This window comes from Streptomyces sp. NPDC027189 (genome assembly GCF_055566975.1).
The window spans coordinates 110,925-135,178 of record NZ_JBVHRI010000010.1 but is presented as its reverse complement, the minus strand read 5'-3'; the positions used below and the strand labels follow the sequence as shown (position 1 = coordinate 135,178).

Below are 24,254 nucleotides of genomic sequence, written 5' to 3'. Positions count from 1 at the left end.
GACCACTTTCTCGCGGACGGCCCACCACAACTTCTGCCCGCCCGGGAGCTGATGGCCTTCACCCTGGCCTCCCACATCCTGCTCGTGCCCTTCGGTGTGGCCCTGCCCGCCATCACCCTGCTGATGCACTACCGCGGGCTGCGCAAGGGCGACGCCGTCGCCCTGTTGCTCGCGCGGCGCTGGTCGGCGGTCATGGCCGTGCAGTTCGCCATCGGCATTGTGACCGGCACGGTGCTGTCCTTCGAATTCGGTCTGCTGTGGCCGGGGATGATGGGCCGTTGGGGCGATGTCTTCGGGCTCGGCTTCGGGGTCGAGGCGTGGGCGTTCTTCCTCGAAGCGATCCTCATCGCCATCTACCTCTACGGCTGGCGCCGGCTCAAGCCGTGGACGCACTTCTGGCTCGGCCTGCCGCTGCCGCTGACCGCCCTGATGGGGGCGTTCGGCATCGTCGCCGCGAACGCCTGGATGAACACCCCCCGCGGCTTCACACTCGACGCGTCCGGCAACCCCGTGAACGTCAACGTGCGTCAGGCGGTCTTCACGCCGATGTTCGGCCCCGAGTACTGGCACTTCGTGGTCGGCGTGATCCTGACCGCCGGGTATGTCGTCGCCGGGGTGTACGCGGTCGGCCTGCTGCGGGGCCGCCGGGACCGCTACCACCGGCTCGGCTTCACCGTGCCGTTCACCGTCGCCGCGATTCTCACCCCCGTGCAGTTCATGCTCGGGGACTCGATCGCCCGCTCCGTCTTCCACAAGCAGCCGGTGAAGTTCGCGGCCACCGAAATCGTCTGGAAGACCGACACCCATGTGCCGGAGTACATGTTCGGGCGCCTGCATCCCGACGGGTCGATCTCCGGCGGGATCAAAATCCCCCAACTGGACTCGATCCTGGCCGGTTTCAGCCCGAACACCAAGGTGACGGGCCTTTCGTCGGTCCCCGCGAGCGACCGGCCGACGGCGACTCAGGCCACGATCGCGCACTGGGCGTTCGACATCATGGTGACCATCGGGAGCCTGCTCATCCTGCTCGCGCTCTGGTACGGCTGGTGCTGGCTGCGCCGCCGTGACCTGCCCAGGTCGCGCTGGTTCTTCCGGTGTGCCGCCCTCGCCGGCGTGGCCTGCCTGCTGACCGTGGAGTGCGGCTGGATCACGACCGAAGTGGGCCGGCAGCCCTGGATCGTCTACCAGAACATGCGGGTCTCGGAGGCGGTGACGGACACCCGTGCCGCGTCCCTGTGGACGATGTTCGGCATCGTCGTGGTGGTCTACGTCCTCGTCCTCGGTTCCTTCCTGGCCGTCCTGTTGAAGATGAGCAGCCGGTGGCGGCTGGCCGACGAGGCCGCTCTCGCGGGAGCCACCGCCGAGGACCTGGAGGGCGACACCCCCTACGGGCCCCGCCTGTTGTCCACCACCGGAGGCAGGGACAAGGGGGACGAATGATCGAGGACGTCGTCGCATGGGTGCTGCTGGCCGCCGTAGCCGCCTACGCGTGCGCCGGTGGCACGGACTACGGCGCCGGATTCTGGGACCTCGTCGCGGGCGGCACCGACCGTGGCAAACGCCCCAGGTGGCTCATCGATCACGCCATGGAACCCGTGTGGGAGACCAACAACGTCTGGCTCATCTTCGTCCTGGTCATCATGTGGACCGGCTTCCCGGTCCTGTTCCAGACGGTCTTCTCCGCCATGTGGCTTCCCCTGGCGCTCGCGGCCGTGGGGCTCGTCCTGCGCGGCGCCGGCTTCGCCCTGCGCAAGCCCATGCGGCGTCTCGCCCGGCGCAGGGTGTACGGCGCCGTCTTCGCCGTCTCCTCGCTCCTGACGCCCTTCTTCCTCGGAGCGGCGATCGGGGGGATCGCCACGGGCCGGGTGGCTCCCGGCACGAACGCGTCCGCCGACGCGTGGTCCAACGGGACGTCCGTGATCGCCGGGCTGCTCACCGTCGCCGCGACCGCCTTCCTCGGGGCGGTGTTCCTGACCGCCGACGCCCGCCGCTTCGATGCCGCCGACCTCGTCGGTTACTTCCGGCTGAGGGCCTGGTGCAGTCTCGGCGTCATCGCCGTGCTGGCGATCGTCGGCCTGGCCGTGACCCACGACGACGCGCCCTACGTCCACGACGGGCTGACGGGCGGAATCGGTCTCGCCCTCGTACTGGTCGCCGTCGTCAGCGCGTTGACCACTGCCTGGCTGCTGTACCGCACCGCGACGGGATGGGCGAGGATCACCGCGGTCGGCAGCGTGGCCCTCGTCGTCGTGGCGTGGGGGCTGGCCCAGCGGCCCTATCTCATCCCCACCTCACTGACCGTGTCCCAGGCGGCCGGCGCGTCGACGACGCTGCGCTGGCTGATGCTGGTCACGGTCATCGCGGTGGTACTCGTCGGACCGCCCCTTGTCCTGCTCTACCGGCTGGACACCCGCGGCGTCCTCCAGCCCCTGACCGAGGCCGACTTGCGACAGACGGCGGCCGGACGGGAACCCGAAAACCTGTGAGCGGGATGCAGGCCCGGAAAGGGCCGCCGATCGTGTTGGTCCTGGGCGTGTCGGGTTCCGGGAAGACCACCGTCGGCAAGGCGGTCGCCGAGCAGCTCGCTCTGCCGTTCGTCGAAGGCGACGACTTCCATCCCGCCGCGAATGTCGCCAAGATGGCCGCAGGGCACGCACTGGACGACGCCGACCGCGAGCCCTGGTTGCGTGCCCTCGCCGACCGGATCCATCGATCCGCCGAGGCCGGCGAGGGGCTGGTCGTCGCCTGTTCGGCCCTCAAGCGCGCCTACCGCGACGAACTCCGGGCGGCCGCGGGCTCAGGGCTCTGGTGCTTGTACCTCGCCCTGGACCGGGACACCGCCTGGGACCGCGTGTCCCGGCGCACCAGTCACTTCATGCCCGCCCGGCTGGTCGACTCGCAGTTCGCGACGCTGGAGCCACTGGAACCGGATGAGCCGGGCATGACCGTGGACGCGACCGCCGGCCTCCCGGCCAATCTCGCCCGGGTGCGGGCAGCCGTCACGAGCTTCGGCGAACCCACGGCCCGCTGACGGGTCAGGCGCTCAGGAGTACGGCGACGTCTCCGGTCTGCGGCGTCGGACCGCCGGTACGGGTGACGGGGAGGAGCCGGCCGTCACCACGTACCAGGAACAGCATGGTGTGTCCGGCCGGGACGGGACCGTCGACGTGATGGGTCACGACTCGGGCGCCCCGGGCGTAGCGGCGCGTCAGTTCGGGTCCGGTCAGTTCCGGATCGAAGAGCACTTGGCCACCTGTGTAGGGGGCGATGACGCCCTGACTCTCCGTGGGCGGGCCGAGACGGTAGACCGTCCCCTCGACACTGCCTTCGAGGTTCATGGACGCCAGCGCGTTGAAGTCGTCCTCGCCGGTGAGGAGCAGGACCCCGGTGAGGCCTTCGAGCTCCGCGCCGGCGCCCGTGGCCGCGGCGAACAGCTCTCCTGGGGCGAGTTCGATCCCGGCGGCCCTGATGCTGTCGCGCTCGGCCTCGTGCCCTGCCCACATGACCACGTCAAGCCCCGCCGATCGCAGCGCCCGCCCCAGATCGATCACCCATGGATCGCCGCCCACGAGCAAGGGCCTGGAACGCGCCGGGCGCACCACTCCCAGCCGTCTGGCCATGGGCGCCGCGCTCAGCCCGTACAGCGTGACGGTGGCCACGATCACCACGAACGTGGCCGGGAGGATCTTGGCAGCGCCACCGACGCCCTTGTCGACCAGCGTGGCCGAGAACGTCGAGGCAGTGGCGGCGGCCACGATTCCGCGTGGTGCCATCCACCCGAGGAAGCCCCGTTCCCCGGCCGTCAGATCGGTCCTCAGTGCTGACCCGGCCGCCACGAGGGGCCGTACCACGACGACGAGGACCGCCACGAGCCCCAGCGTCGGCAGCAGCACGTGCCGCAGGGACTGAGGGCTGACGGTGGCCGAGATGGAGATGAACAGCAGTCCGATGACCAGATGCACGAGGGTCTCGAAGAACGGCCTTCGGGCGGGGACGTCCAAGCCGGGCAGGTTCGCCACCGCCAGCCCCATCAGCACGGCGGCGATGAGTCCTGTGTCGTCCCGGACCACGTCGCAGGCGGCCGCCACACCGACGACCGCGGCGAGTTGCACCGTGGTGCCGAGCACCTCGCCGAGCCGGAGCCTGCGCAGCACGAACGTCAGTACGGCAGCTCCGGCGACACCGCCGGCCACACCCACCGCCGTACTGACGGCGAATTCCCCGATCTTGCTTCCGAAGCCGCTGCGCCCTGCGGACATGACGCCGTGAAAGACCAGCGCGCCCAGGATGCCGCCCACCGGATCGATCAGCGAACCCTCCCAGATGAGGATCCGCTGCAACCGCTCCGTAGGGCGGACGAAGTTGAGCAGCGGGCCGACGACGGTCGGCCCGGACACCACCAGGATCGCTCCGAGCATCACGGCCGCGCCCTGGGACATCCCGAGCAGAGGTATGGCCACAAGCGCCGCCGAAGCGCAGGTGAACGGGGCGCCCAGCCAGATCAGCCGCACCACGACCCGGCGGGTGTGGGCCCTGAACCTCTTCAGGTCCAGGCCGAGCCCGGCATCGTAGAGGATCACCGCGACAGCCAGCGAGACGAGCGGGGAGAAGGTGCTGCCCAGCAGCCGCTCGGGGTTGACGTCGTCCGTCAGCGCGCCGGCGGTGAATCCGGCGGGCAGCAGAACGATCAGCGCGGGGATGTGCAGAAGGCTCGCCACCACCTGGGAGCCGGCGGCGAGTACGACGATCAGGCCGAGGCCGATGAGCACTTGGTCTTCCGTCACCGCGATGCCTCCCGCGCTCCCGGACGGCAGCCGCCTGCGCCGACCGGTCGTTCTTCAGCTGACACCGAGGCGCGATCGCGGCACTGTCGCTTCGAGCAGAGGCCCGCATTCCGCCGGTAGGAGCGAAGACACTTCCTCCGGCCCGCTACTCCGTCGCGTTCAGCGCGGCCGGCACTGGGATCCGCCCCGAGGCGACCAGCTGCGCACCCCCGCGTCGCAGGGCGGTGGCGAAGGGCGCGGGGGTGGTCACGGCATGCCCCCGGTCCTCGAATTCCATTGCAGCATCGGACGGGAGCCGCCGCACTTCGATGCGGTATTCACTCGCCGGGCCGGTTCAGGTCGCGGGATCGGATCCGCACACATCTCCTGTAACCATGACGAGCAGCGCGCCCCCACCGGACCCGGACAAGTCCGCAGACCAGTCGGACGACCAGCGGCTCTCGTCACGGGAACGCAGCGAACTGGACGAACTGCGGCACCGGGTGAGCGCCCTGGAGACCGCCGGACGGCCCGGGGCCGCGCGACAGCACTGGCTCCGGTCGACGGGTTCGGTCCTGCTGATTCTCCTCGCCTCTCTGCTGTCGCTGCTGGCCGTCGTCGCGGTCTGGGCGAACAGCATCGTGCGGGACACCGACCGCTACGTCGCCACCGTGGGGCCGCTGGCGAGCAATCCGGACGTGCAGAAGGCGGTCACCAACCGGGTCACCACCGCGGTTCTGGCACAGATCGACGTGGCGGCGCTGGTCAAGGAGCTGGAGCAGGCGGCGGCGCAGAAGGGCGCCCCGCCGAGGGCGGCCCAGCTGCTCGGCGACCTGAAGGGCCCGATCACGAGCGGCCTGCAGAGCCTGATCAGCGGCACGGTGGAGCGAGTGGTCTCCAGCAGTGTCTTCGACACCGTCTGGGTGGACGCGAACCGCTCGGCCCACAACGCCTTGGACAAGGCCCTCACGGGCGAGGCCGGTGGTGCGGTGTCCATCAAGGACGGTCAGGTCGCCATCGACGTCGGACCGATCATCACCAAGGTGAAGGACCGACTGGTCAGTGCCGGCTTCAAACCGGCCGCTCGGATCCCGGCCGTCCACACGAACTTCGTGGTGTTCGCCTCGAAGGACGTCGGCAAGATCAAAACGTATCTGCGGCTGCTGGAAATCATCGGCTCCTGGCTCCCCATCATCGCCGTACTGATCGCAGCCGCGGGCGTGTATCTGGCCGTCAACCGGCGCCGGGCGCTGATCGGGGCCGCGCTCGGGGTGTTCGTCGCCATGGTGGTGCTCGGCGTCGCGCTCACCCTTGTGCGGTCGATCTACCTCGACCATCTCCCCGTCGGGGCATCCGAGGCCGCCGCGGGCGCGGTGTACGACGCGCTGATCAAGTTCCTGCGCGCCGGCGTGCGGGCGGTCGGTGCGCTCGCTCTCGTGACGGCCATCGGCGCCTTCCTCATCGGCCCGTCCCGGGTCGCCGTCCTCACCCGTACAGGCTGCAGCAGAGGCATCGGCGCTCTGCGCGACGTCGCCGTGTCGGCGGGGCTCCGGCTGGGTGCGGTCGGCCGGTTCGTGCACCGCTACAAGCGGTGGTTCGGCGCCGCGATCCTGGCGGTCGCCGCGATCGTCCTGTTGACCTGGAGCTACCCGACCATGGCAGTCGTGCTGTGGACGGTGGTCATCGTGCTGGTCGCCTTCGCGATCCGCGAGTTCCTGGACTCCGGCACCCCTTCTACTTCTACGCCGTCCGCTCCTACGCCGTCCGTCTGACGCGCTCTCTTGTCGGCGCTCACTCCTACGCCGTCCGCCCGACGGCACGCTCCTGTCGGCGCTCGCTCACCTGCCGCCAGATCGCGCGCTGGCACTTGAGCGTGCCGGTACCGACCACGATCAGTACGACGATGTTGAGCAGGAGCTGGAGCAGCGAACCCCAGGCCTCGCTCCAGCTGGAGTAGGCCAACGAGACACCGATGTCGGCTCCCGCCGGGATGGTGGTCACCGAGATGAAGACGCCGAGCAGTGCGCTCGTCCTGGCCTCGGTCAGCGAGACGATGCCGACGATCCCGGCCAGCACCGCCACCACGGCCGAGAAGAAGTTGGGCGTGTTGATCAGGTTCGAGACGGGCCTCAGCCCCAGCTCGAATCCCCTCGGCTGCAGCCCGAAGCCCCGGACGAGGAGGGCGAAAAGGAAGGTCGCGACAATGGCCAGCAGGAATCCGACGAGCAGGGCCATGAGGCCCTGCCGGATTCTCGGCCGGGAATGGCGGTCGATCCCGAGGGCGACGCTGGTGATGGCCCCGTACTCGGGTCCGACCACCATGGCCGCGACGATGAGGATCTCAGAGTTGGTGATGATGCCGACCGCGCCGATGATTCCGGCGATCATGAGGAAGAGATAGAAGCTCGGAGGGTACCTGCCCTCGGCCCGGATCCGGGCCTCCACCTGCTCCCACACCGGCGCGCGCAGCCGGGCCCCGAGTTCTTCGGCCCCGGCCCTGGCCGCAGTCTCCGAGAACACGGTGTCGACGGGATCGAGGACGATGGAGCCACGGCGTTCCAGTCCGAGGTCCCGCAGGCCGCGCAGCACCTCGTTCGCGGCTCCGGTCAGGACGTCACACTCGATGGACTCGCCGTCGGGGTTGCGTACGCTGCCCGTCCGCAGGAGCAGGTTCAGGACGCACGGCTCGGCGCTCAGCAGGGACATGGTGCGTTCCGTGAGGTCCGGCGGACACACCGCTCGGACGTGGATCATGTCCATCCGGACCTCCGCGTATCGGTGCGGTCTGCGCCGGCTTGTGGCCCGGACCGGTCGCTCATCCATTAACGCGGCGTGCCCTGAGCACGGCAACTCGGCGTGCCGGAATCAGACACCTGCCGGATGGTGGGGGCATGCCGATGCCCGACGAGCTGAGCGAGGCCGACTTCCAGTCGCTCTACCGGCACTTGCGCGACACCGCCCCGGGCGGCGCCGCACCCCGGGGCGCCCTGGAAACGATCACCGAGGCACAGGTACTGGCGGCGGTCCGCGAGGTGCGGTCGGGGCGAACGGTGTCGCTCGCCGCTCCCGTGAACACGCGTACCGGACCCGACGACGCCGATCCGGCCGAGCACCGGCTCACCGCTCCGGCCGACGGCGAGCCGAGCTCGAGCGGTCTGGATTTCGCGCGGGACCGTTTCGCCATGAACATTCACGGCGATGTGGACAGCCACATCGACGCGCTCTGCCACGTCATCTACGACGGCACGCTGCACGGCGGCACACCGGCGGCGGACGTACTGTCGTCCGACGGAGCGAGCGCCCTGTCCATCGACCTGGCCCGCGACGGCATCGTCGGACGCGGGGTCCTCCTCGACGTCCCCCGGCTGCGCGGCGTGCCCTGGCTCGAACCCGGATCACAGGTGACGGCCGACGACCTCGCCGCCGCCGAGGCACGGCAGGGGCTCCGCGTCGGCCGGGGCGACATCCTCCTCGTACGGGTCGGGCACCGCCGACGTCGTGAGGAACTGGGCCCCTGGGACACGGCCGCCGCTCGTGCCGGACTCCATCCGAGCGCCATGGAGTTCCTGGCCGAGCGGGAGGTGGCCGTACTCGGCAGCGACGGCAACAACGACACGGCCCCCAGCGCGGCGCAGGGGGTGGCATTCCCGGTGCATGTGCTCGCCATCCACGCGATGGGACTGCATCTGCTCGACTATCTGCGGTTCGAGGACCTCGCGCCGATCTGCGCGCGGGAAGGCCGCTGGTCGTTCCTCTGCGTGATCGCCCCTCTCCGGCTGCCCGCGGCCACGGGCTCCCCCGTCAATCCCCTCGCGATCCTGTGACGGCCGGACCGGCTCAGGCGGTCAGCTGGTAGATGCTCCTGCCCACCAGCCACAGCCCCAGCAGCAGCGACAGCGACACGATCGCCTGGTCCTGATGTCGCTCCAGCCACGTACGCAGCCTTCCGAGCCGTACGCGGGCCGAGTCGGCGGCGAAGGTCGCGTAGATCTCCATGGTCATGAGGACGGAGCTGGCCAGCAGGCAGTAGCCCAGCAACGCCGCGTACGAGGCGGCATGGGAGAGATCGGCCTGCACCACTGTGGCGGCACCGGCCGCCACCACCCCCCACGGCTGGAGGAACAACGCCAAACCGGCCGCCGTCCACGGGGAGATCCGGTCGAGCCGCGACATGAAACCGGAGGACTTCTTCCGCCGGCCCACCCTGCGGCGGATGTGCTCCGCGTACCAGACGAGCCCGACGCCGATGGCCAGTTTGGCGGCCAGCGCGGCCGTGGAGGGCGGGGACTTCGGCGGCGGCGGCTTCCCGCCGGTCATGAGCAGCACCACCGCGATGATCCCGACGAAGGAGGCGAGCCAGGCGAGAACGAAAGCCAGCCCCTTCCAGATCCCGCTGCGCGCGGACAGCACCAGCACGAATCCGGTGACCGGCAAGGGGTACAAGGCGATCGCCAGGCCGATGAGGAACAGGTCAAGGACCATCGCTGCCCCCGCGTGGCCTCGCGAGACTCGCAACGGCGCCGGCATCGCGCATATGGCCATCGTCACCGCCGCCGCAGGCACCCACAAATCCGCAGTTCCGCCCGGAACGCCGTCGGCGGCCGCCTCACCCGTCCGGCGCAACGGCGCTCGCGCCGCGGGCCCGGCGGCTGCTCCGGGCGGCAACCTGGTGGCGCGGTCACGTCTCGAGCGGTGTGGAGCCCAGGCCCGACCCGGGGAGCAGAATGCGCGCAGGCAGAGGATCCGGCTCGACCACGGACGGCCGGGCGAGCCGTTGGCGCGGGCGGGCGGCGGCTCTGCGGGTCCGGCTGCTGCGGCTCCGCGCCACCGCCGAGGGGCGGTTCCCGGTGATCACCCGCCTCACCTCGCACTTGGTCGCGGTGAACCTGCTGGATTCCGCGACGCGGCTGGCAGCCCAGGCCTTCCTGACCGCCGTTCCGCTGCTCTTCGTGGTCGCCTCTTTCGCCCCGCAGGCGGTGCGCAACGAGATCATCACCTCCGTGCACGACGTCTTCGGCATCAACGGCTCCGCCGACGAGCAGCTGAAGAAGGTCTACCAGGCCGATCCCGGAAGCCTGCGGCAGAGCACCGGGGCGGTCAGCGCACTGATGGTGCTGCTCTCCGCCACCGCGTGCAGCCGTGCGATGCAGCGGCTGTGCCAACGCGCCTGGCGGCTGCCGAGTGCGAGTGTGCGGATCGCCGCCTGGAGATGGGTCGTGTGGATCGTGGTCCTGCTGGTCGTGATCGCCCTGCAGGGACCGCTGCGGAACGGATTCGGCCTGGGGCTGTGGCTGGGTCTGCCGCTGCTGTTGATCACCCAGGTGGGCATCTGGTGGTGGACCCAGCACCTGCTGCTCGTCGCGCGCGTCCCCTGGCTGCCGCTGCTGCCCGGCGCGCTCCTCACCGGGGCGGCCCTGACCACGCTGACGGTGATCTCCAAGCTGTACGTGCCCGCCGCGCTCAACCGCAGCCTGGACCAGTACGGTTCACTGGGCGCGGTCTTCACCGTGCTGTCGTGGCTGATCGGAATCTGCGTCGTCATCGCCGTCGGCATCACCGTCGGCGCGGTCATCGCCCGGGAACCCGCCGTGTCCCGGCGCCTCGGTTCACCCGACTAGCCCAACTCGCCGGAGATATCGCCCAGAGATACCGTGGTAGTCGGGCCAGCTGCCCAAAGCAGGTGGGGGCGGATATCCAATTCATCCGGCAGGACCGCACCATGCTCCAAGGACGGTGGCGGGCATGACCGAAGCGCAGCACTACGACGTCATCGTGATCGGCACCGGTGCGGGCGGCGGCACGATCGCCCACCGACTGGCGCCCACCGGAAAACGGATCCTCCTTCTCGAACGCGGTGACTATCTGCCCCGCGAACGCGACAACTGGGATTCCACCGCGGTCTTCGTCAAAGGGAAATACCGCGCTCCGGAGTTCTGGTACGACAAACATGGAAACCAGTTCCCGCCCGAGGTCAATTACTACGTGGGCGGCAACACCAAATTCTACGGCGCCGCACTCTTCCGTATGCGCCCCGAGGACTTCGGCGAACTCCGCCACCACGACGGCATCTCCCCCGCCTGGCCATTGAGCTACGAGGAACTCGAGCCGTACTACACGCAGGCCGAACACCTCTACCTCGTCCACGGCCGGCACGGCGAGGACCCGACCGAGGGTCCCACCAGCGCCCAGTACGCCCACCCGCCGGTCCAGCACGAGCCGCGCATCCAGCAACTCAGTCACGACCTGGAGAAGCAGGGGCTGCACCCCTTCCACCTGCCGATCGGGGTGAACCTCACCCAGGACGAGCGCGGTCGGGCCGTACACGCCAGCGCCTGCATCCGCTGCGACCGCGTCGACGGCTTCCCCTGCCTGGTCGGCGCGAAGTCCGACGCGCAGGTCATCTGTGTCGACCCCGCGCTCGAACACGCCAATGTCGAGATGGTCACCCATGCGGACGTGCGGCGCCTGGAAACGGACGCGACCGGCCGGAGCGTCACCTCGGTCGTCGCGACGGTGGGAGACGGGGACGCTGCGACCGTCGAGTTCAGCGCCGACATCGTGGTCGTCGCCTGCGGGGCCGTCAACTCCGCCGTCCTGCTGCTGCGTTCGGTCAATGACCGCCATCCGCGGGGCCTGGCCAACAGCTCGGACGTGGTGGGCCGGCACTACATGCGGCACAACAACCTGGCCCTGATGGCTGTGTCCAAGGAACCGAACGACACCAAGTTCCAGAAGACCCTGGCGCTGCACGACTGGTACCTGGGATCCGACGACTGGGATTATCCCCTCGGCGGCATCCAGATGCTCGGCAAGTCCGACTCCGCGCAGATCCACGGCGAAGCGCCCCGCTGGGCCGGGGCCGTCACTCCCGACATGCCCTTCGAGGTGCTCGCCCACCACGCGGTCGACTTCTGGCTGTGCGGAGAGGACCTGCCCGCCGCCGACAACCGCGTCACCCTGGACGAGGACGGCGGCATCCACCTGGCCCTCGACGAGAAGAACAATATCGCCGGGCTGAACCGCCTGCGGCACAAACTGCAGGGCATGCTCGGCCACTTGGGCATGCACGAACACCATCTCCTGTCGCGCAGCATCTACCTGCACAAGGGCATGCCCATCGGCGCCACCGCGCATCAGGCGGGCACGGTCCGCTTCGGCCGCGACCCCGCCGACTCCGCCCTCGACGTCAACTGCAAGGCCCACGACCTCGACAATCTCTACGTCGTCGACACGAGCTTCTTTCCGAGTATCGGAGCGGTCAACCCCTCGCTGACCGCCATCGCCAACGCCCTGCGCGTCGGCGACCACATCGCCGAGCGACTGCAGTGACCTCCCACGACCCGGCCGACGGTCACACCAAGCACCGGACGCCGCAGGAGCGAGCCGCACTCGGCAAGGCCGCCCGGGCTTCCGTACCCCGCTCCAGCCACGCCGAGTTCGCGCCCACGCAGAAGCGGCCCGACCCGGTGGACATCATCGAGGCGCAGTCGGCGACGCGCGTGCCCGAGCTCGTACCGATCCGCTACGGCAGGATGACCGAGTCACCGTTTCGCTTCTACCGTGGGGCCGCCGCCATCATGGCCGGGGATCTGGCCGACACCCCCCGGTCGGGCATCAGAGCGCAACTGTGCGGCGACGCGCACCTGCTGAACTTCCGGCTGCTGGCCTCGCCCGAGCGCCGCATGATGTTCGACATCAACGATTTCGACGAGACGCTGCCCGGCCCGTGGGAGTGGGACGTCAAGCGGCTGTCCGCCAGTCTCGTCATCGCGGGCCGGGCGAACGGATTCAGCAACAAGGAGCGGGCCGACATCGTGCGGTCGTCGGTGCGGTCCTACCGCGAGTGGATGCGGAGCTTCGCCCTGACGGGCAATCTCCCCGTGTGGTACTCCCAGTTCGACGAGGAATGGGTGTGGGAGCACTTCGTCCAGGACGTGAGCGCGCGGGCCCGCCAGCGCTGGTCGCAGTCGGTGGCGAAGGCACGCACCCGGGACAGTTTCAACGCCTTCGACAAACTCACCCACGTCGTCGACGGGACGACTCGCATCGCCGCGGACCCGCCGCTGATCATGCCGCTCCAGGACCTGCTTCCGGAGGTCGAGCGCAGCGCTCTGGAGAAGCAGATCCGCCGGCTGATCGAACGCTACGGTCAGAGCCTGCAGTCGGACCGGCGATTCCTGCTGGAGCAGTACCGGTTGGTCGACGTGGCCCGCAAGGTGGTCGGGGTCGGCAGCGTCGGCACCCGCTGCTGGATCGTTCTCCTGCTCGGTCGGGACGACATGGACCCGCTGTTCCTGCAGGCCAAGGAGGCCGACGAGTCGGTGCTGGCACCGTTTGCCGGGGCCGGCGGCTTCCGGACGCAGGGCGAGCGGGTGGTCTCCGGCCAGCGGCTGATGCAGGCCACCAGCGACATCTTCCTGGGCTGGGAACGGGCCGACGGCATCGACGGCCGCCGACGGGACTTCTACGTACGGCAGTTGCGGGACTGGAAGGGCATCGCCGAGCCCGAGTCGATGATGCCGGCCGGAATGCGGGCGTTCGGTGAAATGTGCGGGGCCACCCTGGCCCGCGCGCACGCGAGGTCGGGTGACCGGATCGCCATCGCCGCGTATCTGGGCGGGGGCGATGTCTTCGACCGGGCGCTGGTGACGTTCGCCGAGCGCTATGCCGACCAGAACGAAAAGGACCACCAGGCACTCGTCGACGCCGTCCGTTCGGGGCGGGTGAAGGCTGAAGCAGCCTGACAAGGAGACCAGCATGGACCGCTATCCGCCCATCGCCGACCACGGGCTCGTCGGGGACCTGCAGACCGCGGCTCTGGTGTCGTCTCAGGGAGTGATCGACTGGTTCGCGGCACCGCGCTTCGACTCGCCGAGCATCTTCGCCTCCCTGCTCCACCACGACGGCGGAGGCTATTTCCTCCTCGCCCCCGAGCACCCCGAAGGGACCTGGAAGCAGCTCTACTACCCGGACACCGCCGTTCTGGTGACCCGCTTCATGTCGCCCGACGGAGTCGGCGAGATCGTCGACCACATGCCGGTCCAACCGGGCCTGACGGCGACCGACCGGCACGCCCTGGTGCGTGTCGTACGGGCGGTGCGCGGCACCGTACGCTTCGCCCTCGAATGCCGGCCGCGGTTCGACTACGCGCGGGCCACCCACGAACTCGAGCTGACGCGCGACGCGGCGACATTCCGGGCCCCGGGGACGACCGCCTACCTTCAGGGCACCATCCCGCTCGAACGGGACGGTCAGGACGTCCGGGGCGCCATCACCCTCAACGACGGAGAGGCGGCCGCCGTGGTCTTCACCGTGTGTGCGCCGGGCGGGGAGATGCCGCCGCCGCCCACCACCGACCGGGTCACCGAAGCGCTCTGGGAGAACGTCGACTTCTGGCAGAAATGGGTGCGCACCTCGCGCTACCACGGCCGCTGGACGGAGATGGTGCACCGTTCCGCGATCACCCTCAAGCTCCTCACCTACGCGCCCACGGGCGCGCCGGTCGCCGCCGCCACGATGGGACTGCCCGAGCAGGTCGGCGGTGAGCGCAACTGGGACTACCGGTACACCTGGGTGCGGGACGGATCCCTGTCGGTGCGGGCACTGCTCGACCTCGGCTTCGTGGAGGAGGCGACCCGCTTCACCCGCTGGCTCGGCGACCGCCTGGGCGCCCGCGAAGGACCGGACGACGAACCCCTCCAGATCATGTACCGGGTCGACGGCGACCCTCATCTGACGGAGGAGATCCTGGAGCACTTCGAGGGCTACCGCGGCTCCTACCCGGTCCGGGCCGGCAACGCCGCCTCCGACCAGCTGCAGCTCGACATCTACGGCGAGGCCCTCTACGCCCTGGCCGAGGGCCGCGAGGTCGGCGAACAGTCGGGCTATCACGGGTGGAAGAGCCTGGCCGCCACCCTGGACTGGCTCGCCGACTCCTGGGACCGGCCCGACGAGGGCATCTGGGAGACGCGGGGCGGACGCAAGGACTTCACCTACAGCCGGGTGATGTGCTGGGCCGCCTTCGACCGCGGTCTGAAGCTGGCAGCCGAGTTCAGCAGGCCGGCCGACACCGCGCGCTGGACCCAGGCCCGGGACGCGATCCTCGAACAGGTCATGGAACGCGGCTGGAACGACAAGGAGCAGGCCCTCGTCCAGCAGTACGGCGGCGATGTCCTGGACGCCTCCCTGCTCCTCGCCCCCCGGGTCGGATTCCTGGCCCCCCGCAGCCCTGCCTGGCTCAACACCCTCGACGCCATGGACCGCGTCCTCGTCTCCGACAGCCTCGTCTACCGCTACGACCCCCAGGCCTCCCCCGACGGACTGCGCGGCTCCGAAGGAACGTTCAGCCTGTGCACGTTCCTGTACGTCGACGCCCTCGCCCGCGCGGGGCGGCTCCCCCAGGCCCGCTACACCTTCGAGAAGATGCAGACGTACGCGAACCACGTCGGCCTGTTCGCCGAGGAGATCGGCCCCAGTGGCGAGCAACTCGGCAACTTCCCGCAGGCCTTCACCCACCTCTCCCTCATCATGGCCGCGACGACACTGGACGAGTCTCTCGACGCGCTCCGCCGCTGAACTCCGGGATACCCGGCCCCTGCGGCAGCAGTTCGGTGGTCACGAAGGACACCACGGCAGCGAGTGCGATCACCGGCACCGTCCCCGAGTTGCCCACCACCAGCACGACCAGCACCACACAGCTGACGGGCAGCCGCAGCGCGGCGGCGGACGCGGCCGCCATACCCGCCGCCATCCCCGGCACGACGCCGAGCCCCGGCAGCGGCGCGAGCAGGACACCCAACGCGCCGCCCAGGAACAGCGAGGGGAAGGTCGGACCACCACGAAGGCTTCCCAGACAGAGCGCATACGCGACGGTCTTGAACACCAGGACCGCCACCAGACTGCTGACCGGCCACGCGTGCGGGTCGGCGGCCAGTTGCGCCAGGGTGGACTGGCCGGACAGGGACACCTCGGACGGCGGACGGCCGGTGATCACCGCGTAGAGCGCCGCGGAGCAGGCCGCACCGAGTACGCAGAGCACCGTGTTCCGCAACGGATGCGCGGCCACGAAACGCGCGGCGATCCGTCCGCCCACGGTGATCCAGTGGACGCCCGCCCCGATGACGACCGCCATCGGCACCGACCACAGCACGTCCCCGGCATCGAGGAGGGACGGAGCGGGCAGTCCGATGCTGAGGCTCCCGGTCTTCAGTCCGGTCCAGTCGCCGAAGCCGGTGAACACAATGGCGCCGACTCCGCTGGACAGCAGCGCGGGGAGCATCACCGCGAACAGCTGCGGCCCGCCCACTCCGGCCACTTCCATCAGCAGCACGGCCGCCACCAGCGGACTGCCGAAGATCACGGAGATGGCCGCCGCGGCGCCGGCGGCACCGAGCAACGCCGTGCGCGCCTTGGTCGCTGGAGCGCGTACGAGATCCAGGAAGACCAGCGCCAGACCGCCGCCGAGGGCGATCAGGGGCGCCTCGGGGCCGAGCACGGCTCCCAGCGGCAGGCTGGCCAACGCGGCGAGGGCCACACCGGGAACAGCGGCTTTCGACGCCCCTCCCGCATGCAGGCCCGCCGCCGGAATATGTCCTCCCCGGCCGGGAAACCGCAGGACGACCAGGGCAACGACCACTCCCGACACGACAGCGAAGGGAAGCGGCCACCACCACGGGGGATTCGTCCACCCGAGATGGTGCGGCCAGTCCACCCAGATCAGCTGCTCCAGCTCGTGGAGCAGGACGAGAAACCAGAACGCGACCAGCGACACCGGAATGCCGATCAGGCCGCAGAACACCAGCGTCCGCCGGTACGCGGGCTGACGCAGCATGTTCCGCAGCTGGTCGGCCTCTTGGGGCTGGTTTCCCGGAGCAGGCTCTGCCTCTTCGGGCTTCGGCTCGGTGATGGCTCTACTCCTGAGTCCGCTCGGAAGCGATTCCGCCGGTCGGAGCGCGAGGCTACCCACCAGCTCAGCAATGCCGTTCCCAGCCACGCGACACCGCACAGAAACCCTCCGGGTGGACGCGCCACCCGCGGCAACCAGCGATGACCGGTACAGCGAGCGCACTGGGACGGCCTCAAGAGACAGAACTGGGCCGGGTTGGCCCGGCTCTCCCTCGAAGTCGACGAGGAGGAGTTACCCGCGCGTGCCCACGGCGAGGCGCGGGATTCCTCCGACAGGAGCGACAAGAAGAAGTGGCGTCCGGCTACAGGCCGGGACGTCAAGAGCCGTGACGAGCAGGAGAAGGACGACCGCCAGTTCGTCGAAAGCCACGGAGGCCACTACGTCTACACGTACGAGGAACCCGACACATCGGCATGGAAGCGCAAGCGGGTGCGCCAGCCGGACGGTACCGTCGCCCATCGCGTGATCCGTCCCGTGTTCGAAGGGGCATTGGAAGATCTCAAGCGCGGGACGACGCCGGACGGACAGTGGTTGGACGGACTGATCGTCTATGACATCGACCGACTGACGCGCCGAGTTCACAACCACTTTCGTGACGGGGACTGCGGAGGCGAAGCCAGTCGATTCCCCGGAGCCCGGCTGTGTGCCCAGCCCCTTCGGGATCCGCTCACGAAGAGCGCCTATCGGCCGTGGGTCTCGGATCCCTTGAGGTAAGTCAGCCGCCTTCGGTCGCGCTCAGTCGTCAAGTCGAGCGCGGTCACGGGATGGCGGGTCCACACAGGTGAGCCGTCGATCCACGGCACGAGCACGGTGACGGGACGGAGCAAGCCGTGGACGTCCGCGACACCCACCGGCGGGAGGCGTCGTGCCTGCCGCTTCTTGGCGAGCCGCAGAAGCATGGGCGGAGCCTCGTCCGGGTCGCCGTCGGCCCGGTACAGCACCAAGTAGGCCTCGCCCGCGTCCGGTTCGCGCAGCAGCAGCCAGCGCATCGGGCGTACATGCTCGCCGACGGCCACGCGAGCGAGACCGCGGGCGAGCCGCGCTTCGAACACGAGGGCCACCAGGCCGCAGGCCGAACCTACGAGGAAGAACCACCCGCGGCCGACCCCGCCGAAGATGTGCAGCACGCCGCCGAACCCGCTAAGCGCTGCGAACACGGTCCAGGCGGCGATGCCGGGAAGGCCGAAAGCGGTGAGGAGGCCGCGGTTACGCCACCAGACCAACCGCCGTCGACTGTCGGTCACGGGTGCGGGTGGCTGCGGCCGTACGGCCTCGGACGTGGAGCGCACGGCCGCTTCGAGGAGGGCGTCGTGGGTGAGTTCAGCGGCAGCCAGGGGCGCCTGCCGGGAGCGTCGAAGGGCTGTTCTGCGGCGACGTTCCCTCCGCGACTCGGGATCCAGCCTGCGTAGCAGGCCGACCCATGCCGTGACGCCCATCAACAGACCGCCGAAGAAGATCATGACCCAGGCGAAGTCACCGGCCTCCGTGCCGTCCTGAAACCCCTCGAAGTAACCCACCGCCGCGCCCGGGGCGGCAATGAGGAGGCCCACGACACCGACGCGCAGCAACCACTTCTCGGGCGCGGTGCCCGGGCCCACGGGGGGAACGCCCCAGCGATCGTCCATGCCTCTCCTGACCTCATGCGGTGTACAACAGACACATGAGTGCGCCGGATGGTTGCGCGGCCTCTCGTGCGTTCCTCGCCCGGGTCGGCTCGTGGTGACATCCGCGGATGACGGAGGGTTGCAGAGGTCTGTGAGCGCGGCTTGACGTGGATCAAGCCCTCGTTCCTCTCACGGGCGGCAGTCGGCCGGTTGGTGGGCTCGTCCGGTCACGCACCGAGCTGAGCCAGCAGTCCATCCTCGGCGGAGTATGGGTGCTCGTGGGGCAACAGTCGGGCCGCGGAATTCAGGTCGCCGCCACTGACTAGCGTCTGGATTTCGCGGGCGAGCGGAGTCACGTCACTGATGCTGACCGTCCACTCGTCCGCGTACCGCCGTACAGCCTCGCCGGAGAGGCCGAGTTGCAAGGAGCGGTACGGCAGGGCTTGAAGGTGCAGGTCGCGCTCGGGGTCCCACTGGATGCGAGTGGGCGCGCGCTTCAGCTGACGCTGCCAGGTGGCGCGGTCCGGGTGCACTCCGTGCACGTAGCTCGACAGGCACGCGCGGCGCAGGGCCCACTCGAAGCCGTCCCGCATGATCTCAACAGCGAGGACGGTTTCCTGACCTGCTTTCGTGCCCCAGCCGCAGCGGTACATCATCCACAGGAACGACGGCTTGATCCACGTCATGCGGTCCCGCTTCCACTCGGCGGGAAAGCGGCCGTCGCGGGCGGCGGGCAGTCCGATTTCAGGGGAGTATGCCTGGTAGACGGTGATCGTGGATGCCGTGTGCAGTGCGCGGATCCTGCGGGGCGGTTCTTCCATGGCATACAGCGTGGAGCCGGCCAGTGGGCGCGGCCACTGATTTTCTACCGCCGTTCACGCCGGCGGAGAGCCGGCCGCAGCACCGTTGCCGGGTGCCACGGCCGTCGTCTTGGAGAACGGGGACCCTCTCCCACGGCCAGGAGGCAACGGCTGTGAGTGCGGGACATGCCCCTCAGCCGATCGGCACAGCCGACGATGCGAGGGGCACGCCCCGATATCCGCTCGCTCCGACCAGGCAGGCGTCCTACTCTCGGCCCATGGGCAGCCCTCTAGTAGCCATCCTCAGTGGCGCAGGTATCTCCACCGATTCCGGAATCCCTGATTATCGCGGTCCGAATGGACTCTGGCGGCGGGATCCCGAGGCCGAGAAGCTCGTCACGTACGAGTACTACATGGGGGATCCGGAGATCCGGCGGCGCTCGTGGCAGATGCGGCGCAAGAACCGGACGCTGAAGGCGGAGCCGAACGCCGCGCATCGGGCGGTGGCCGAGCTGGAGCGGTCCGGGGTGCCGGTGCGGGTGATCACGCAGAACGTGGACGGACTGCACCAGCTCGCCGGAATGCCGGCGCGAAAGGTGCTGGAACTGCACGGGACCGCGCGGAGCGTCATCTGCACGAAGTGCCACGCCAGACAGCCGATGGAGGACGCTCTCGCGCGGGTCGAGGCCGGTGAGGTGGACCCGCCCTGCCTGGAGTGCGGCGGGATCCTCAAGTCGGCGACCGTCATGTTCGGCGAACGGCTCGACCCGGTGGTGCTGGGTGAGGCGGCCGCCATCACCAAGGCCTGCCAGGTGTTCATCGCCGTCGGGAGCAGTCTGCAGGTGCAGCCCGCCGCCGGGCTCGCCGGCGTCGCCGCCGATCACGGGGCCCGGCTGATCATCGTCAACGCCGAGCCGACCCCGTACGACGAGCGGGCCGACGAGGTCGTACGGGAACCGATCGGCACCGCGCTGCCCGAACTGCTGCGCAAGTTGAGCGACTAGCGGGCTGAACAACTGGTGGGCCGAGCGGCTAGAAGAGGGCCGCTCCGCTCTCGAAATCCAGCAGCCGCTTCTTGCGGTCCAGGCCGCCTCCATATCCCGTGAGGCTGCCGTTCGCGCCGACGACGCGGTGGCAGGGCACGATGATGCCGATCGGGTTCTTGCCGTTGGCGAGGCCGACAGCGCGGGAGGCGCCCGGGTTGCCGAGGGCCTCGGCCAGTTCGCCGTACGAGCGGATCTCGCCGTACGGGATCTTCCGGAGCTGCTCCCAGACGCTGCGCTGGAAGGAAGTGCCGGCCAGGCGCAGTTCGAGCGTGAACTCCTTCAACTCGCCGGTGAAATAGGCCCGTAGCTGGTCTGTCGCCTCGTCGAAGAGCGTGTCGTCGCGCTCGCCGAAGTTCTCCTCGGGCGGGCGATGGCGCTGGCCGACCATGTAGAGGCCGCACAGGACGCCGTCGTCGGCGACGAGCGTCAGGGGGCCGTAGGGGCTCTCGATGACCGTGTGGACCGTGTGCTGTTTCACTGGACGTCCTTGAACGGGCTTATACGGGAAGGAAGTTGATCGGGTGGCTGTCGGTCGCCCACAAGTACTGGACCGCGTACGCGCGCCAGGGGCGCCAGGCCGCGGCGCGGGCGGTCAGGGCGACCGGGGTGGACGGGAGGCCCAACTCCTGGGCAGCGCGCCGGATTCCGAGGTCGGTGGGGAGGAAGGCGTCGGGGTCGCCGAGAGCACGCATGGCGATGACGTCGACCGTCCAGGGGCCGAACCCGGGAAGCGCCAGCAGCTTCGCACGTGCCTCCGCCCAGTCGCTCTCCACCCCCAAATGGAGTGTTCCTTCGGCGAGTTGGCGTACCAGCGTGGTGAACGTGGTGCGGCGGGTACGCGGCATCGCGAGTGACTCGGGATCGAGTGCGGCGAGCGCCGGGGCCGAGGGGAAGAGGTGGGTGAGGCCGCCCTCCGGGTCGTCGACCGGTTCACCGTGCGCGGCGACCAGACGGGCCGCGTGGGTGCGGGCAGCGGCCGTGGAGACCTGCTGGCCCAGCACCGCTCGCGCGGCGAACTCGGCCTCGTCGACCGTGCGCGGCACCCGACGCCCAGGTGCCTTGTCGACGAGCGGGGCGAGCAGCGGGTCGGTGCGCAGCTGGTCGTCGACCGCGACCGGGTCGGCGTCCAGGTCGAGCATGCGACGGCAGCGGCTGATGGCGACGGGCAGGTCGCGCAGATCACTGAGGGTGAGGCGGCACGCGATGTGGTCCGACCGCGGCGTCAGGGCGACGATTCCGTGCCCGTACGGCAGCCGCAGGGTCCGCCGGTATGCCCCGTCGCGCCACTCCTCGACGCCCGGAACGGCGGTCGCCGCCAGGTGGCCGAACAGGTTGTCGGGGTTGAGCGGGGCGCGGAAGGGGAGCCGGAGGCTCAGCACGCCCGGCGTGACTCCCGCCCGCTTCTTGGGCAGGCGGGCGCGCAGCTCGCTCGGCGACAGTGCGAAGACCTCGCGCACGGTGTCGTTGAAGGCTCGAATGGAGGAGAACCCGGCCGCGAAGGCGATCTCCGCCATCGGCAGCGGGGTGGTCTCGATGAGCAGCCGCGCGGTCTGCGCCCGCTGGGCCCGGGCGAGCGCCAGCGGTCCGGCGCCCAGCTCGGCCAGGAGCTGGCGTTCGATCTGGCGGGTGCTGTAGCCGAGCCGGGTGGCCAGGCCGGGGACGCCCTCACGGTCCACGACGCCGTCGCCGATCAGCCGCATCGCACGGGCCACCAGGTCGGCGCGCTGGTTCCACTCGGGCGAGCCGGGGCTGGTGTCCGGGCGGCATCGCTTGCAGGCGCGGAACCCGGCCTGCTGGCAGGCGGCCGCGCTCGGGTAGAAGGTCATGTTCTCCGGCTTCGGCGGCACGACCGGGCAACTGGGCCGGCAGTAGATCCGCGTGGTCAGCACGGCCGTGAAGAACCATCCGTCGAAGCGCGCGTCCTTGGCCTGGACGGCGCGCACGCAGCGCTCGGTATCCGTGTGCATCCCGTTCCGCATGCCTCAAGCATCGGGCACGCGCCGGGTCGGGGCTGGCGAGAATACGACATGTACCTCGCCCGGCCTGCGCCCGGCCCGCACGCCTCCTTCGCCATGATCAAGACCCGTACGTGTCAACAACGCTCGTGATCAATACACCTAGCCCGCGACCGTCTTCCGCCACGCGGACTCCCGCAGCAGCCGCAGTCCATTGAGGCCGACGAGGACGGTGGAGCCCTCGTGGCCCGCGACGCCGAGCGGGAGCGGGAGGTGGCCGAGGAGGTCCCAGAGGACCAGGGCGGTGATGAACGTTCCCGCGACCACGAGGTTCTGGGTGACCAGGCGGCGGGCGGCGCGGGAGAGCCGTACAACTGCGGGGATGGCCGCCAGGTCGTCGCGGACGACGACGGCGTCGGCGGTTTCCAGGGCGAGGTCGGATCCGGCTCGGCCCATCGCGATCCCCGCATGGGCGGCGGCCAGGGCGGGCGCGTCGTTGACACCGTCGCCGACGAACAGCACCTTGCGGTCGGCGAGTTGGAGTACGGCCTCGACCTTGTCCTGCGGCAGCAGGCCGGCGCGCACGTCGGTGATGCCGGTGGCGATGGCCACCCGGGCGGCGGCGAGCGGGTTGTCGCCGGTGAGCAGCGCGGGTGAGGCGCCGGTCAGGGCGGTGAGCGCGGCGACGGTCCCGGGGGCGGCGGGGCGGAGGCGGTCGGTGAGGGCGAGCGTGCCGACGGGCGTGCCGTCGCGTGCGACGAGGACCACCGTGCCGTCGTCGGCATTCGTGTGCGGGACCGGCCGTCCGGCCGTATCGGCACCGGCCTCGGTGTGCGACGCCGGACGGCCGGCCACACCGGCGTCGGTGTGCGGCTGCGGGCGGCCGACCGTGATGACGTGGCCGTCGATCCTGGCGGTGACACCGTGACCCGGCTTCGCCGTGAAGTCGGCGGCGGGTGCGAGGCGCAGGCCGCGAGCCCGGGCAGCGGCGACGACGGCGCGGGCGAGCGGGTGTTCGCTGGGGTGCTCGGCGGCGGCCGCCAGCGCCAGCAGGGCGTCCTCGTCCAGGCCCGAGCCCGGCGCCGGACGTACGGCCGTCACCTCGGGCGCGCCCTCGGTCAGCGTGCCGGTCTTGTCGAGGGCGACCGCGTCGGTCTCGCCCAGGCGTTCCATGGCGAGGGCCGACTTGACCAGGACGCCGTGCCGTCCGGCGGTGGCGATGGCGGAGAGCAGCGGCGGCATGGTGGCCAGCACGACCGCGCATGGCGAGGCGACGATCATGAACGTCATCGCTCGCAGGAGCGCGCCGGTGAGGTCCGCGCCGAAGGCCAGGGAACCGCGAAGACGGCGAGCGTGGCGGCCACCACGCCCACCGCGTACCGCTGTTCGATCTTCTCGATGAACAGCTGCGTCGGCGCTTTGGTCCGCGAAGCCTCCTCGACGAGAGTGACGATCCGGGCGATCACCGAGTCGGCGGGGTCGCGCTCGACGCGGACTCGCAGCGCCCCGGCGCCGTTGAGGGTGCCTGCGAAGACCTCGTCGCCGGGCGTCTTCACGATCGGCAGCGGTTCGCCGGTGATGGTCGCCTGGTCGGCCTCGCTGGTGCCGGCCAGTACCCGCCCGTCGGCGCCCATTCGTTCGCCCGGGCGGATCAGCAGTACGTCTCCGACGGCGAGTTGAGCAGTGGGCACCGACTCCTCACCGTCGGCGGTCACCCTGGTCGCCGTGGCGGGCGCGAGGTCGAGCAGACCGCGCACGGAGTCGGCGGTGCGGGCGGTGGCGAGGGCCTCCAGGGCTCCGGACGTGGCGAAGATGACGATCAGCAGGGCGCCCTCCAGGACCTGGCCGATCGCGGCCGCGCCGAGGGCCGCGACGATCATCAGCAGGTCGACGTCCAGGGTCTTCTCGCGCAGCGCCCGAAGCCCTTCGAGGGCGGGTTCCCAGCCACCGGCGGCGTACGCGATCGCGTAGAGCGGGCCGTACGCCCACCCGGGCGCGCCGCCGAGGTGCAGCGGGAGCGCGAGCAGGAAGGTGATGGTCGCGAGGAGCGCCCAGCGGGCCTCCGGCAGCGCGAGGACGTGGGTGCGGCGGCGCGGGGACGCCGGGGTACGGCGGCGGTCGGTGACGGGCGGCGGGGCGAGAGTGGAAGTCACACGGGGCACCATACAGGATCACATGAAG

General features: G+C 70.1%; 20 protein-coding genes and 1 pseudogene. 11 read left to right on the top strand and 10 right to left on the bottom strand.

Translation table 11 applies throughout. The annotated features are described in order from the left end of the window. Positions 1 to 51: 51 nt before the first annotated feature. From ACZ4RZ_RS24590 to ACZ4RZ_RS24580, 3 genes are read left to right on the top strand one after another with little or no spacing between them, the layout of a single operon-like run. Positions 52 to 1,440, top strand: coding sequence for a cytochrome ubiquinol oxidase subunit I (locus tag ACZ4RZ_RS24590; protein ID WP_467747822.1), 1,389 nt, complete (start codon positions 52 to 54; stop codon positions 1,438 to 1,440). Continuing rightward, the gene (locus ACZ4RZ_RS24585; RefSeq protein ID WP_467747574.1) at positions 1,437 to 2,486 is read left to right on the top strand and encodes a cytochrome d ubiquinol oxidase subunit II; all 1,050 of its coding nucleotides are present in this window, start codon (positions 1,437 to 1,439) and stop codon (positions 2,484 to 2,486) included. The genes ACZ4RZ_RS24590 and ACZ4RZ_RS24585 overlap by 4 nt, the downstream gene beginning before the upstream one ends. 5 nt (positions 2,487 to 2,491) lie before the next feature. Then, positions 2,492 to 3,031, top strand: a complete 540-nt coding sequence (locus ACZ4RZ_RS24580) for a gluconokinase (protein WP_467747820.1) — start codon at positions 2,492 to 2,494, stop codon at positions 3,029 to 3,031. 4 nt (positions 3,032 to 3,035) lie between these two features. Here ACZ4RZ_RS24580 and ACZ4RZ_RS24575 read toward each other — a convergent pair whose 3' ends face one another. Then, the gene (locus tag ACZ4RZ_RS24575; RefSeq protein ID WP_467747572.1) at positions 3,036 to 4,784 is read right to left on the bottom strand and encodes a cation:proton antiporter; all 1,749 of its coding nucleotides are present in this window, start codon (positions 4,782 to 4,784) and stop codon (positions 3,036 to 3,038) included. Positions 4,785 to 4,929: 145 nt separating this feature from the next. After that, a complete protein-coding gene (locus tag ACZ4RZ_RS24570) occupies positions 4,930 to 5,061 on the bottom strand; it encodes a hypothetical protein (protein ID WP_467747570.1) in 132 nt (43 codons plus the stop codon). Between the two features lie 97 nt (positions 5,062 to 5,158). Between ACZ4RZ_RS24570 and ACZ4RZ_RS24565 the strand changes: the two genes are divergently transcribed. Next, a complete protein-coding gene (locus ACZ4RZ_RS24565) occupies positions 5,159 to 6,535 on the top strand; it encodes a hypothetical protein (RefSeq protein ID WP_467747569.1) in 1,377 nt (458 codons plus the stop codon). Positions 6,536 to 6,560: 25 nt separating this feature from the next. Here ACZ4RZ_RS24565 and ACZ4RZ_RS24560 read toward each other — a convergent pair whose 3' ends face one another. Next, positions 6,561 to 7,523, bottom strand: a complete 963-nt coding sequence (locus ACZ4RZ_RS24560; protein WP_467747567.1) for a DUF389 domain-containing protein — start codon at positions 7,521 to 7,523, stop codon at positions 6,561 to 6,563. Between the two features lie 131 nt (positions 7,524 to 7,654). On the opposite strand from ACZ4RZ_RS24560, the gene ACZ4RZ_RS24555 reads away from it, so the two are divergent. After that, the gene (locus ACZ4RZ_RS24555; protein WP_467747565.1) at positions 7,655 to 8,587 is read left to right on the top strand and encodes a cyclase family protein; all 933 of its coding nucleotides are present in this window, start codon (positions 7,655 to 7,657) and stop codon (positions 8,585 to 8,587) included. Positions 8,588 to 8,600: 13 nt separating this feature from the next. On the opposite strand, the gene ACZ4RZ_RS24550 is transcribed toward ACZ4RZ_RS24555, so the two are convergent. Then, positions 8,601 to 9,245 carry a GAP family protein gene (locus ACZ4RZ_RS24550; RefSeq protein WP_467747563.1) on the bottom strand — a complete coding sequence of 215 codons (645 nt, stop codon included), beginning with the start codon at positions 9,243 to 9,245 and terminating at the stop codon, positions 8,601 to 8,603. 242 nt (positions 9,246 to 9,487) lie between these two features. On the opposite strand from ACZ4RZ_RS24550, the gene ACZ4RZ_RS24545 reads away from it, so the two are divergent. The 4 genes from ACZ4RZ_RS24545 to ACZ4RZ_RS24530 all read left to right on the top strand — a co-directional run bounded on the left by ACZ4RZ_RS24545 (position 9,488) and on the right by ACZ4RZ_RS24530 (position 15,338). After that, positions 9,488 to 10,381: a YhjD/YihY/BrkB family envelope integrity protein gene (locus tag ACZ4RZ_RS24545; RefSeq protein WP_467747561.1), complete on the top strand. Its 894-nt coding sequence runs from the start codon at positions 9,488 to 9,490 to the stop codon at positions 10,379 to 10,381. 124 nt (positions 10,382 to 10,505) lie between these two features. Beyond that, on the top strand, positions 10,506 to 12,092 hold the full coding sequence (locus ACZ4RZ_RS24540; protein WP_467747559.1) for a GMC oxidoreductase: 1,587 nt from the start codon (positions 10,506 to 10,508) through the stop codon (positions 12,090 to 12,092). Further along, entirely contained in the window at positions 12,089 to 13,507 is a 1,419-nt protein-coding gene (locus ACZ4RZ_RS24535) for a DUF2252 domain-containing protein (RefSeq protein WP_467747557.1), read from the top strand. The genes ACZ4RZ_RS24540 and ACZ4RZ_RS24535 overlap by 4 nt, the downstream gene beginning before the upstream one ends. Positions 13,508 to 13,520: 13 nt before the next feature. Next, the gene (locus ACZ4RZ_RS24530; RefSeq protein WP_467747555.1) at positions 13,521 to 15,338 is read left to right on the top strand and encodes a glycoside hydrolase family 15 protein; all 1,818 of its coding nucleotides are present in this window, start codon (positions 13,521 to 13,523) and stop codon (positions 15,336 to 15,338) included. Here the strand turns inward: ACZ4RZ_RS24530 and ACZ4RZ_RS24525 are convergent. Then, positions 15,289 to 16,593 carry a chloride channel protein gene (locus ACZ4RZ_RS24525; protein WP_467747554.1) on the bottom strand — a complete coding sequence of 435 codons (1,305 nt, stop codon included), beginning with the start codon at positions 16,591 to 16,593 and terminating at the stop codon, positions 15,289 to 15,291. The two genes, ACZ4RZ_RS24530 and ACZ4RZ_RS24525, sit on opposite strands and share 50 nt — an antisense overlap. A gap of 270 nt (positions 16,594 to 16,863) precedes the next feature. On the opposite strand from ACZ4RZ_RS24525, the gene ACZ4RZ_RS24520 reads away from it, so the two are divergent. Further along, positions 16,864 to 17,382: a recombinase family protein gene (locus ACZ4RZ_RS24520; RefSeq protein WP_467747552.1), complete on the top strand. Its 519-nt coding sequence runs from the start codon at positions 16,864 to 16,866 to the stop codon at positions 17,380 to 17,382. On the opposite strand, the gene ACZ4RZ_RS24515 is transcribed toward ACZ4RZ_RS24520, so the two are convergent. Continuing rightward, the gene (locus ACZ4RZ_RS24515; protein ID WP_467747550.1) at positions 17,349 to 18,293 is read right to left on the bottom strand and encodes a hypothetical protein; all 945 of its coding nucleotides are present in this window, start codon (positions 18,291 to 18,293) and stop codon (positions 17,349 to 17,351) included. The two genes, ACZ4RZ_RS24520 and ACZ4RZ_RS24515, sit on opposite strands and share 34 nt — an antisense overlap. A 206-nt stretch (positions 18,294 to 18,499) precedes the next feature. Beyond that, positions 18,500 to 19,093 carry a DUF4291 domain-containing protein gene (locus tag ACZ4RZ_RS24510; protein ID WP_467747548.1) on the bottom strand — a complete coding sequence of 198 codons (594 nt, stop codon included), beginning with the start codon at positions 19,091 to 19,093 and terminating at the stop codon, positions 18,500 to 18,502. Positions 19,094 to 19,350: 257 nt separating this feature from the next. On the opposite strand from ACZ4RZ_RS24510, the gene ACZ4RZ_RS24505 reads away from it, so the two are divergent. Further along, on the top strand, positions 19,351 to 20,076 hold the full coding sequence (locus ACZ4RZ_RS24505) for an SIR2 family NAD-dependent protein deacylase (protein ID WP_467747547.1): 726 nt from the start codon (positions 19,351 to 19,353) through the stop codon (positions 20,074 to 20,076). A gap of 28 nt (positions 20,077 to 20,104) precedes the next feature. Here ACZ4RZ_RS24505 and ACZ4RZ_RS24500 read toward each other — a convergent pair whose 3' ends face one another. The 3 genes and pseudogenes from ACZ4RZ_RS24500 to ACZ4RZ_RS24490 form a co-directional block, all read right to left on the bottom strand. Beyond that, on the bottom strand, positions 20,105 to 20,596 hold the full coding sequence (locus tag ACZ4RZ_RS24500) for a methylated-DNA--[protein]-cysteine S-methyltransferase (RefSeq protein WP_467747545.1): 492 nt from the start codon (positions 20,594 to 20,596) through the stop codon (positions 20,105 to 20,107). A 19-nt stretch (positions 20,597 to 20,615) separates the two neighbouring features. Next, positions 20,616 to 22,097, bottom strand: coding sequence for an AlkA N-terminal domain-containing protein (locus ACZ4RZ_RS24495; RefSeq protein WP_467747544.1), 1,482 nt, complete (start codon positions 22,095 to 22,097; stop codon positions 20,616 to 20,618). 138 nt (positions 22,098 to 22,235) lie between these two features. Continuing rightward, positions 22,236 to 24,238: pseudogene (locus ACZ4RZ_RS24490) on the bottom strand (heavy metal translocating P-type ATPase). Positions 24,239 to 24,254 lie beyond the last annotated feature (16 nt).

Coding starts and splice junctions, on each gene's coding strand:
- ACZ4RZ_RS24545 (WP_467747561.1), top strand. CDS start 9,488: ATGCGCGCAGGCAGAGGATCCGGCTCGACCACGGACGGCCGGGCGAGC.
- ACZ4RZ_RS24580 (WP_467747820.1), top strand. CDS start 2,492: ATGCAGGCCCGGAAAGGGCCGCCGATCGTGTTGGTCCTGGGCGTGTCG.
- ACZ4RZ_RS24590 (WP_467747822.1), top strand. CDS start 52: ATGGCCTTCACCCTGGCCTCCCACATCCTGCTCGTGCCCTTCGGTGTG.
- ACZ4RZ_RS24585 (WP_467747574.1), top strand. CDS start 1,437: ATGATCGAGGACGTCGTCGCATGGGTGCTGCTGGCCGCCGTAGCCGCC.
- ACZ4RZ_RS24530 (WP_467747555.1), top strand. CDS start 13,521: ATGGACCGCTATCCGCCCATCGCCGACCACGGGCTCGTCGGGGACCTG.
- ACZ4RZ_RS24495 (WP_467747544.1), bottom strand. CDS start 22,097: ATGCGGAACGGGATGCACACGGATACCGAGCGCTGCGTGCGCGCCGTC.
- ACZ4RZ_RS24505 (WP_467747547.1), top strand. CDS start 19,351: ATGGGCAGCCCTCTAGTAGCCATCCTCAGTGGCGCAGGTATCTCCACC.
- ACZ4RZ_RS24540 (WP_467747559.1), top strand. CDS start 10,506: ATGACCGAAGCGCAGCACTACGACGTCATCGTGATCGGCACCGGTGCG.
- ACZ4RZ_RS24570 (WP_467747570.1), bottom strand. CDS start 5,061: ATGGAATTCGAGGACCGGGGGCATGCCGTGACCACCCCCGCGCCCTTC.
- ACZ4RZ_RS24565 (WP_467747569.1), top strand. CDS start 5,159: ATGACGAGCAGCGCGCCCCCACCGGACCCGGACAAGTCCGCAGACCAG.
- ACZ4RZ_RS24550 (WP_467747563.1), bottom strand. CDS start 9,245: ATGGTCCTTGACCTGTTCCTCATCGGCCTGGCGATCGCCTTGTACCCC.
- ACZ4RZ_RS24515 (WP_467747550.1), bottom strand. CDS start 18,293: ATGGACGATCGCTGGGGCGTTCCCCCCGTGGGCCCGGGCACCGCGCCC.
- ACZ4RZ_RS24555 (WP_467747565.1), top strand. CDS start 7,655: ATGCCGATGCCCGACGAGCTGAGCGAGGCCGACTTCCAGTCGCTCTAC.
- ACZ4RZ_RS24525 (WP_467747554.1), bottom strand. CDS start 16,593: ATGCTGCGTCAGCCCGCGTACCGGCGGACGCTGGTGTTCTGCGGCCTG.
- ACZ4RZ_RS24510 (WP_467747548.1), bottom strand. CDS start 19,093: ATGGAAGAACCGCCCCGCAGGATCCGCGCACTGCACACGGCATCCACG.
- ACZ4RZ_RS24560 (WP_467747567.1), bottom strand. CDS start 7,523: ATGGACATGATCCACGTCCGAGCGGTGTGTCCGCCGGACCTCACGGAA.